Source organism: Megasphaera stantonii (assembly GCF_003367905.1).
In the GTDB taxonomy this organism is placed as follows: domain Bacteria; phylum Bacillota; class Negativicutes; order Veillonellales; family Megasphaeraceae; genus Megasphaera; species Megasphaera stantonii.
Genome location: NZ_CP029462.1, coordinates 1,640,908 through 1,651,233, shown reverse-complemented (window position 1 = coordinate 1,651,233; position 10,326 = coordinate 1,640,908). Strand labels below are relative to the sequence as shown.

Annotated in this window: 4 protein-coding genes; 3 read left to right on the top strand and 1 reads right to left on the bottom strand. The window is 46.0% G+C overall.

The window, feature by feature from the left end; translation table 11 throughout:
- The first annotated feature begins 7 nt into the window (after positions 1 to 7).
- The 3 genes from pglX (at position 8) to brxL (ending at position 8,688) form a co-directional block, all read left to right on the top strand.
- On the top strand, positions 8 to 3,787 hold the full coding sequence (gene pglX, locus DKB62_RS07715; RefSeq protein WP_107195319.1) for a BREX-1 system adenine-specific DNA-methyltransferase PglX: 3,780 nt from the start codon (positions 8 to 10) through the stop codon (positions 3,785 to 3,787).
- A gap of 236 nt (positions 3,788 to 4,023) precedes the next feature.
- Positions 4,024 to 6,549 (top strand): BREX-1 system phosphatase PglZ type A, encoded by a 2,526-nt coding sequence (pglZ, locus tag DKB62_RS07710; RefSeq protein ID WP_107195320.1) that lies wholly within the window; start codon positions 4,024 to 4,026, stop codon positions 6,547 to 6,549.
- A 24-nt stretch (positions 6,550 to 6,573) separates the two neighbouring features.
- Positions 6,574 to 8,688, top strand: a complete 2,115-nt coding sequence (gene brxL / locus DKB62_RS07705; protein WP_107195321.1) for a protease Lon-related BREX system protein BrxL — start codon at positions 6,574 to 6,576, stop codon at positions 8,686 to 8,688.
- Positions 8,689 to 9,053: 365 nt separating this feature from the next.
- Here brxL and DKB62_RS07700 read toward each other — a convergent pair whose 3' ends face one another.
- Positions 9,054 to 10,157 (bottom strand): zinc ribbon domain-containing protein, encoded by a 1,104-nt coding sequence (locus tag DKB62_RS07700; RefSeq protein ID WP_157949637.1) that lies wholly within the window; start codon positions 10,155 to 10,157, stop codon positions 9,054 to 9,056.
- Between the last annotated feature and the right edge of the window lie 169 nt (positions 10,158 to 10,326).

Below are 10,326 nucleotides of genomic sequence, written 5' to 3'. Positions count from 1 at the left end.
AGATATCATGGATAAAACGGCCATAAAAAAATTTGCCATCTGGGCGAGAAACAAACTTATTGCCGACAGCATATATAGAGCACGGCTCCTGGGCATCACCGATAAAGGGATACAGGCCCCGTTGCCTCAGTCGACGAAGGATGCCCAATTCTTCGATATCGGCTTAAAAGAACCTTCAGCGATTACTGGGGATGCTATCACTCAGCGGAAAAATCTCGTGGCCGTCATTCAGGAAAAAGCGAAAGAAAGTACCTATCCGGAAGCTTTTTCTCATATCATGGAAGAAACTGCCTATACCTGGTTCAATCGTCTCATTGCCATCCGGTTCATGGAAGTCAATAACTACTTGTCTGCCCGTGTCTTGTCTTCGAAGATCCCGGAAAAAATCGAACCGGATCTGGTAACGTCGCCGTTCGATTCGGACTTGACGTTTAGTGAAGATGAATCACGGCAAATCGTAGATTGGAAAATGAATAATCAGACTGACGACCTGTTCCGTATGCTGTTTCTCAAGGAATGTAATGCCCTAAATGAACCCTTGCCTATGTTATTTGAAAAAATCGCCGACTATACGGAACTTCTGCTTACCCTCTCCATTTCTGACCGGGACGGCGTCGTCTTGCATCTCGTCCATGATATCCCCGAAGACGATTTCCGGGACCAGGTGCAGATTATCGGCTGGCTCTATCAGTATTACAATACAGAACCGAAGGACAAAGTCTTTGCCCGTAAGAGCAGTGAAAAAATAAAGAAAGAAGATATCCCGGCTGCTACCCAGCTGTTTACGCCGGACTGGATCGTCCGCTACATGGTAGAAAATTCCCTGGGACGGTTGTGGATAGAAGGCCATCCCGATGAAGTTCTCAAAGGGAAATGGAAATATTATCTTGACGAAGCCGAACAAGAAGAATCCGTCCAGGAACAGCTGAATCAAATATATGCCGAACACAGTAAGCTCAATCCGGAAGACCTGACCTGCCTCGATCCTTGCTGTGGCAGTGGCCATATCCTGGTCTATATGTTTGATGTGCTCATGCAAATCTATCGGAGCCGGGGCTATCGTGACCGTGATGCCGCTATCAGTATTGTCGAACATAATCTTTATGGCCTCGATATTGATGAACGGGCTGCCCAGCTGGCTTATTTTGCCGTCATGATGAAAGCCCGCCAGTATGACCGACGTTTCCTGAGCCGGGGCATCCAGCCCCATGTCTATGCCATCGAAGAAAGCAATGGCTTATCTACGTGGAAAGCTTTTTCCGGCAGTGATTTTGGCCAATTGACACTAGACCAAACTTATATCGCACAGGCTGATGAATTGATTGACCTATTCCATGATGCCAAAGAATATGGCTCCATCCTCAAGGTAGAACCGACAGATTATGATAATCTCCAGGACTATCTGGAAGAAATCCGGCAGAAGGGTTCGGAAAACATCCTCTTTGCCGCCTGGGCTGATGAAATGGCTGACAAAATGCCCAAACTCATCAGTCAGGCCAAGCTGTTATCCAGAAAATATGATGTCGTCGTGACCAATCCCCCCTATATGGGCAGTGGCGGTATGGATGCTAAGTTGTCGAAGTATGTCAAGGATAATTATCCTGATAGCAAGAGCGACCTCTTTGCCGTCTTCATTGAACAATGTGGGGCTATGATTAAGCCAAATGGTTATCAGGCCATGATTACCCAGCACGCCTGGATGTTCCTTTCCAGCTATGAAAAGCTGCGGGAAAAAGTGCTACAGAAGACCATTGTCAATATGGCCCATTTAGGGCCACGTGCTTTTGATGAAATCGGTGGGGAAGTTGTACAGACTACCAGTTTTATTCTTTTCAATGGAAATATTGTAGATTATGAGGGAACTTATTGTCAGCTTATTGAGGGTAAGAGCGAGAATAGCAAAGCAAAAATGTTCCTTTCTAGAAATAATTGCTATATTGCTAAAATGAAACGCTTTGTCAAAATTCCTGGCACTATCATAGCTTATTGGCTTAGCAATCAACAATTAAAGATATTGAATAATGGATTTTTTTTATCTTCATTTGGTACAGCACGCCAAGGATTAGGTACATCAGATAATAATAGATTTTTACGTTTTTGGAGTGAAGTTGTATTTGATAATATAGGTTTTTCTAGAACATCTTGTCAATACACGTTTGATAAATATGTAAAGTGGTATCCATATATTAAAGGAGGGAGTTTTAAACGTTGGTATCCTAATAAAGAATATATTGTCAACTACCAAAATGATGGAGCTGAAATTAAAAAAACTGTAATGTCAAAATATCCTTATCTAAAGTCGCCAGAATTCGTAGTTAAAAATACTGATACATATTTTCATGAAGGCATAACTTGGAGTGATGTATCAACTAATCTTTTCAGTGCGAGGTATGTTAGTAGTGGATATATTTATGCTGATGCTGGACCAATGTATTTTCCGAATAATCAGTTATGGTATTTCTTGGGCTATATGAATTCTAAGGTTTTTCAGATATTTGCTAATTTAATTTGCCAAGGGTTGCATTATAGCACAGGACAGATTCCTAAAATTCCTATACTTAAATATAATTTTGAGTCTACAAAGACTACTAATTTAGTTCAACAAAATATAGAGATATCTCAAACAGATTGGGATTCCTTTGAAACGTCATGGGATTTCCAGACTCATCCGCTATTGGCTCCATCTGCTTTGGATATGGCCGGCTTGATTACAGCAAAACAGCCGACGCTGGCCGAACGGTATGAACAGTTCAAGGCCATTTGCGAGGACCGTTTCGACATTCTCCAAGACAACGAAGAAGAACTGAACCGCATTTTCATCGACATCTATGGTCTACAGAGTGAATTGAACCCAGAAGTTGCTGATTATGATATTACGGTTCATCGAATCTTTGATTCTAAGAAAGACATTCCGCAAAGTATGTATAAAAAGGAAACAGATGAAAAAGGGAAAACTAAAAGTAAAGTGAGCCCGTATGTCCTGACGAAGGAAGACGTCATGAAGTCCCTCTTGTCCTATGCCGTAGGCTGTCTCTTCGGCCGCTATTCTCTGGACACGCCGGGTCTGGCCTATGCTGGCGGTGAATGGGATGCCGGTAAATACCAGACCTTTATTCCTGACAACGACAACATCGTGCCCATTACCGACGAAGAGTATTTTGACGACGACCTGTCGTCCTTCATCTGCGCCTGGCTGAAAAAGGCCTTTGGCCGGGAAAACTTTGAAGCCAACTTGGCATTTCTCACCGATGCTCTGGGGACCAGGGGCACCACTTCCAGAGAAAAGCTCCGCAACTATTTCCTCAAGAATTTCTATAAGGATCACTGCAAGACCTATCAGAAACGGCCGATTTACTGGCTCTTTGACAGTGGTAAAGAAAATGGCTTTAAAGCTCTCGTCTATCTCCATCGCTACGATGAAAACACCATAGGGCGCGTTCGTGCCGATTATCTCCACCGCATGGAACGGATTTACAGCAATGAAGTCAACCGCATGCAGGATGTTATCGATCACAGCCATTCGGCCCATGAAGTATCGGTAGCGGAAAAGCGGCTGGAGAAGATGAAAAAACAGATCAAGGAATGTCAGGACTACGATGCCAAGCTGGGCCACCTGGCCCTGGACCAGATTCACCTCGACCTGGACGATGGCGTGAAAATCAACTACCGCAAAGCCCAGACCGGCCGGGACGGCCAATTCTACGAAGTATTAGCCGACTCCAAAGCCATCATGTCCAAAGACTCCCTCTGGCACGAATACCTCACGGAATGGCCCCATGAACAATAGCGCTATCTTTTGATTATCTTTCGAAGTTCGAAAATTATACGCGAGAGAACGCAAAAAAAGCGGATAACTAAGCGGTTCAAAAGGTATTGGCTATCTTTTGATTATCTTTTGAATATCTTTCGAAATTCGAAAATTATACGCAAGAAACTGCGAAAAAAGCTGATAACCAAGCGGCTTAAAAGCATGGCACTATCTTTTGATTATCTTTTAATTATCTTTTGAGGAACGAGGGAATTATGGCAGAATTAAATCTCAAGCAAATAGAAGACAGACTTAATGAAGAGTTTCGTACAAGTGGAGACGAAAACCGGAAACTGGTCTTTTGGTATGATGATCGGGCTGAATTTGCCGAAGATGTAGATTCATTGCAACTGGATAATGCAAAAATCCTGCATCTTATGCCGGATAATCAGTTTGCTACCAAACTCTTCCTCGAACGCGAAGACCGAACCACGAATTACCTTATTTATGCCCCATTCTCCAAGCCCGACGTCCATGAGAATCATTTGGAAGATATCCTGCTTTATTCGCGGCGATTTTACGCAGACCGGGCTTCTTTGCTCGCTGTCGACCTCGGCATCGGTGAAGAATGGAAGCCGGTCCTGGAGGCGCATATTCGCTTTTTTGCCAACAAGGAGCGGACGAAGAAGTTTTATGATCTAGGTATCAGCCAGTACGATGGAACGACGATTCGCCTGGGTATGATATGTGCCCTGGCAGGCGCCCGGACGTGTTCACTCGAAGAAGCACTGCGCATCGTCCTTGATGAAGAAAGCCAGGAAAACCATCGAATTTTTAACGAATTAGCCCGGTATGATTTGATGGATTCTTTTTGGGATTTGTGCGCCCGCCATTTTGGCCTGGCCTGGGAAAATCCGAGCATAGCCAAGCTGGTACTGGCTCTGTTTGTGACCTGTGCCGCTCATGAAATCATGGAAACCGTACCCAATAGTTGGGAACCTTTCAAAATGCGCAAGACCGGCAATGCCATTGCTTTCCTGGACAGCATGATGAACAGCGTCGTTTATCAGGCTGTTTTTGATAGGTTATCGCTCTTTGCCAGCCAACAGCTCCATGTCGCAGATTCACTGAAAACGTACCCTCTGGAAAGCTTAATTGCCTGCGGCTGCTTTGCTGATGTCGATACGCTGCTGATCCAGTGGATCGCCGGTCGGCTGGAAGCTGAAGACGTGGATGCGCATTTGGGTGATTATCGTATTCCGGCACTCTGCGAATTTCGCAAAAAGACACATTTCGGCCAACAGCGGGAACATATATATGACATGTTTATCTGTGCCATCAGATTGGAAATGTTGACAAGACAGTCATATCCTGATGGTTTCCAGAATATTATCAAAGACTATAAAAATCATTTGTACCAGATTGATACAGATTATCGCCATTTTTATTATCACTTAGATAAACTTGCTGATGCCAGTGCCTATGAACCGTTGCGTATATTGATTGAAAATATATACACTAATGAATACTTGGGCAAATTATTGCCGGAATGGAATGCGGGAATCATGGAAGATAAGGTTTTGTCGGTGATTCCCCTGCAACGTGATTTCTATGACCATTATGTAGCTAACAGCAAAGACCGGGTCGTAGTCATTATTTCCGATGCGATGCGTTATGAGACAGGGCGGGAACTCTTTGACCGCCTGGCCGATAATCCCCGCAGCGAAGTGAAAATTGAGGCTATGCTCAGCACCTTACCATCATATACACGGCTAGGCATGTCGGCTCTCCTGCCCCATCAGAAGCTGGAATTGTCCCCGGAAGGGAAAGAACTCGTCGACGGGGCATACTGTATCGACATCCAGAGCCGGGAAAAAGCATTACAGGCCCGGCAGCCGCTGGCCCGCTGTGTATCCTTTGATGATCTGAAACACATGAAAACACGGGATATGCGGGATATTTTCACGGGCCAGCAAGTCATTTACGTATATCATGACCAGATAGATGTCCGCGGCGAACATGCCGAGGATGAAGTGTTCCAGGCCTGTGAAGAAGCCGTGAAAGAAATCCTGGATTTCATCGAGAAAGTCCATAACGGGGCTAATACACATCATTTCATCGTGACGGCAGACCATGGGTTCATTTATAAGCGCAATAAGGTGCAGGAATCGGATAAAATCGGCAACGTTCATCATCATGATATTGTGAAACGGCGTTACATCATCTCGCAGGAAGGAATTCAAGAAGATGGTGTACAGAACCTGAATCTCGGCTATCTGCTGGGGAACGAGGACAGCCGCATGGTTTCTTTCCCCATTGGGACAAGCGTCTTCAAAACGCGGGGCAGCGGCGGTCAGAATTATGTACACGGTGGTTCTTCGCCGCAGGAAATGCTGGTCCCGGTCATTGAGGTCCATATGGAACGGGGCAAGGCTGATATGCGGACGGTACAAGTCCGTTTCATTAACACCATCAGTAAGATTACGAACCTCATTACGACATTAGATTTTATCCAGTCGGAACCTATCGGAGATGCTGTCAAGGAAGCCACGTATTTAATAGGCTTTATGGATGCTGAAGGCCAGCCTATTTCTAATGAAATCACCTATGTAGCCGATAGCCGGGAAGAAGACCCGGCAAAGCGGACATTCCGGCTCCGTTTTACGTTCAAAAATCAGGACTATGATATTAACCAGTCATATTTCCTGGTCATCAAAAATGTGGAAACAGGCATAGTCGTATTCCGCCATCCGTTCATCATGGATCTTCCCTTTGCAGGGGACTTCGGCTTTGATTTGTGATGAACACAGAGAGGAAGGATTGATATGGAGACAGCAGGTGGAACCACCAACCGGGAAGAAATCCGCCAGAAATTGAAGACTCATTTCCCAGGAAAAATCGTCCGCAAGGATTTGACGAAGAAAATCAAAGAAGGGGCCAATGTCCCTGTGTACGTCTTGGAATTTCTATTAGGTCAGTATTGCAGCTCTGACGATGAAGAAATCGTCAAAGCGGGAGTGGAAAACGTAAAAAAGATTTTATCTGCCAATTTTGTGCGTCCCGATGAAGCGCAGAAAGTACTCTCGGTCCTACGTCAGCACGGCAGCCACACCGTCATCGATATGATTACGGTCAGCTTGAATATCAAGCAGGATTATTATGAAGCCTCATTTTCCAATCTGGGCCTGACCGGAATCCCCATTGCTGATGAATACCCGGAAAAATACGACCGCCTTTTGTGCGGCGGTATATGGTGCATCGTACAGCTGAATTATGACGCAGAAGGAACGGAGAACCTGGATATCATTCTGCCCAATGAAAACAGCCCTCAGTCAAATAACCGGAGACAGAAGAACATCTATCCTATTAGTATCCGCAATCTGACGCCCATCCAGATGCCCCATGTTGACATGGATGAATTAAAGCGCGGCCGTCAGGCTTTTACTAAAGAAGAATGGATGGATGTCATGCTGCGCTCGACCGGTATGGAGCCGGACTCTCTGTCATATCGTGAAAAGTGGCTGCTCCTTACACGTATGATTCCGCTTGTGGAAAATAATTTCAATCTCTGTGAGCTGGGACCGCGCAGTACAGGGAAATCACATATATACAAGGAAATTTCACCGAACAGTATCCTCGTTTCTGGCGGCCAGACGACGGTAGCCAACCTCTTTTACAACATGGCCAGCCATCAGATTGGACTGGTCGGCCTGTGGGACTGTGTTGCCTTTGATGAAGTAGCCGGCATCAAATTCAAGGACAAGGATGGTATCCAGATCATGAAAGACTATATGGCATCGGGATCCTTTGCCCGGGGCAAGGAAGAAAAAGCGGCTTCGGCATCGATGGTCTTTGTCGGCAATATCAACCAGTCTGTCGATGTCCTGCTGAAAACGTCGAGTCTGTTCGACCCGTTCCCGCCAGAAATGGGAATGGACACGGCTTTCCTCGACCGTATCCATGGCTACAACCCCGGTTGGGAAATCCCTAAATTCCGGCCTGAACATTTCACCGACGATTACGGATTCATTTCTGATTATCTGGCTGGATTCATGCGGGAACTGCGAAAAGAGCAGTATGGTGACGCCCTGGATGCCTATTTCCGGCTGGGGAAAAATCTGAACCAGCGCGATACTATTGCGGTCCGCAAGATGGTCGGCGGATACATCAAGTTGCTGTACCCTGATGGCCGTTTTAGCAAAGACGAAGTAGAAGAAGTATTGCAAATGGCGCTGGAGATGCGCCGCCGCGTCAAAGAACAGCTCAAAAAGCTAGGCGGCATGGAATTCTACGACGTGAATTTTTCCTACATCGACAACGAAACCTTTGAAGAACACTATGTCTCCGTGCCGGAACAAGGCGGCGGCAAACTCATTCCTGAAGGCCTCTGTAATCCCGGGCAGGTCTATACCGTTTCCCATGGGAAAAACAACATGATTGGCGTATTCCGCTTGGAAAGCCAGATGCTGCCGGGCAGCGGGAAATTTGAACGCACCGGCATCGGCAGCGACAGAGAATGCAAAGAAGCCGTCAATACTGCCTATAACTACCTAAAAGCCAATGGCAGGCGTATCAGCGGCACCATCTCGACGACCGCCAAAGACTACATCATCAACTACCAGGACCTACAGGGCATCGGCATGACCCATCACCTGGCCCTACCGACACTCATCGCTATCTGTTCTATCGCCCTGAACAAACCCGTTCAAAGTTCCCTCGTCGCCCTCGGCGAAATCACCATCAGCGGCACCTTGATGAAAGTCGATGAACTCGCCAATACCCTGCAAGTATGCCTCGACTCAGGCGCCAAAAAAATCCTACTTCCCATCACCTCCGCCGCTGACCTGGGCACAGTACCACCAGAACTCATAGGCAGTTTCCAGCTCCTGTTCTATAACAGCCCGGAAGACGCTGTATTCAAGGCACTGGGTGTAGAATAAGTGCGAAAATCTGCGGATATTGCCATTTTAAGGGACTTTCATTTTCCACATGACAAATCATATGAAGAGGAAAATAACTCGGCCTTAAATCGCCAAATAGAAAGGCATGTTGTCTCTTATCTCAAAAGACAACATGCCTTTTTGCCAGCTTTACCACCACGTCCCGGAATCCAAGTCGTAGTGCCACCAGTCACCGTTTTCGTATCGTACACAAGGATAGCCATCGGATTGGAAAACGGCAACCGGTTTTCCATAGGTCCAGCGACAACAGTGTTGATGTTTCTGCACGAGCTGAAGCAATTGATTATCTTTGATGATTCTGCTTTCATTGGTACAATCCACTATTGTGTTCTTTGTCATTTCTTTCACGCTCCTACTTTGTTACTCAATTCCTTTTCGAGTGCTTCTTTCCCTCGGTTGTAAATATTCCGGGCCGCATTTTCGTCATCATCGACGATTTCATCAGCTCCGTAGCCGCAGTTCTGGCAGATGAAGCGATTTTCATCATGCAAACGGTTAGCTTTTTCTACATGACCGCATACGGGGCAGGTTATGCTGGTATTGTATGGGGCACAGTAGAAAACGCCTTGATGCCGCAGGGCTGCGAGGTAAATCAACACATCTTCAAAATGACGATAGGACCAGCCTTCTATCGGCTTTTCGAAGTACAAATCTTCCAAGATGAATATCGTATAGGGAGGTTCATTCTCTACGACTTCACTGGCGACATGGACATCTCTCGCAAAAAGACTCTTGTGGTAATTGTCGTTTGTACTGCCTTTACAAGGGCGAGGGTAATCTATTGATTTATACGAGTGAGCTCCTTTAGCCGGCGAGAAAGTCGTGGCAATATTGAGTTCTCCGCGGTCGACGCCGACGACGTTAGTATCCTGTTCGGCTTTCATTTCAGCTGTTGGATTGGGGAATGTCAAAGTCAAGTACCAGGACCCGTAGACAAGCTTCAAATAAGCCCTGATGATTTTCCAAGACGTGGGTGGTTCAGGCAGTTTTGAGGGAATCGAAAAAGCTATAGTTCGGCGGCCATCTGCCAGGTCCAGCCGACATTTCTTCGTTGTAAAGTCGACTTGAAAAGCAGATTCCCAGCAGAAATGAATTGCGGAACTTTTGGTATTCTTTTCGCCGTAGTCCCCAAACAAAATCAGCTCCAATTTTCCTTTTTGTTCGTTACGTTTATAGGCTTTCTTTATGATATCGACAATACTATGACCATAGACCGCATGGAGCCCTCCTTTTTTTCCTTTGGCTAGCCAAGAAGCTGAAGCATATGCTGTTTTCCAGGTTTTGTATTTATTCTTTCCTTTTAGCGATTCGTTGTAAAATTTTTGTGAAAATCTGTTGCAAGCTCTTTTATGAGCATCCCATGTTTTCTGCAACATGGCGGCGTCTTCTGCCGTAGGGACTAATTCCACAGTCAGGTGAGTATACTGGGCATGTTCATTGGTCTTCATAGTCATCCGCTCCTTTGGGTGAAATCTTTTCCAGAACCATTTGGTTCTTGCTTTTACGCGCAACCGAAAACATGGGGCTGGGACGCAGGCAAGGGCAGCGCGCTGTACACTTTACCCTTGCCGGAGTCCTGGCCCCATGTTACGCTCTTGCGCCAAAAGCAACCCCAGA

Bases quoted from the DNA above. Each gene is read 5' to 3' on its own strand.
- brxL (WP_107195321.1), top strand. From the start codon at position 6,574: ATGGAGACAGCAGGTGGAACCACCAACCGGGAAGAAATCCGCCAGAAA.
- pglX (WP_107195319.1), top strand. From the start codon at position 8: ATGGATAAAACGGCCATAAAAAAATTTGCCATCTGGGCGAGAAACAAA.
- pglZ (WP_107195320.1), top strand. From the start codon at position 4,024: ATGGCAGAATTAAATCTCAAGCAAATAGAAGACAGACTTAATGAAGAG.
- DKB62_RS07700 (WP_157949637.1), bottom strand. From the start codon at position 10,157: ATGAAGACCAATGAACATGCCCAGTATACTCACCTGACTGTGGAATTA.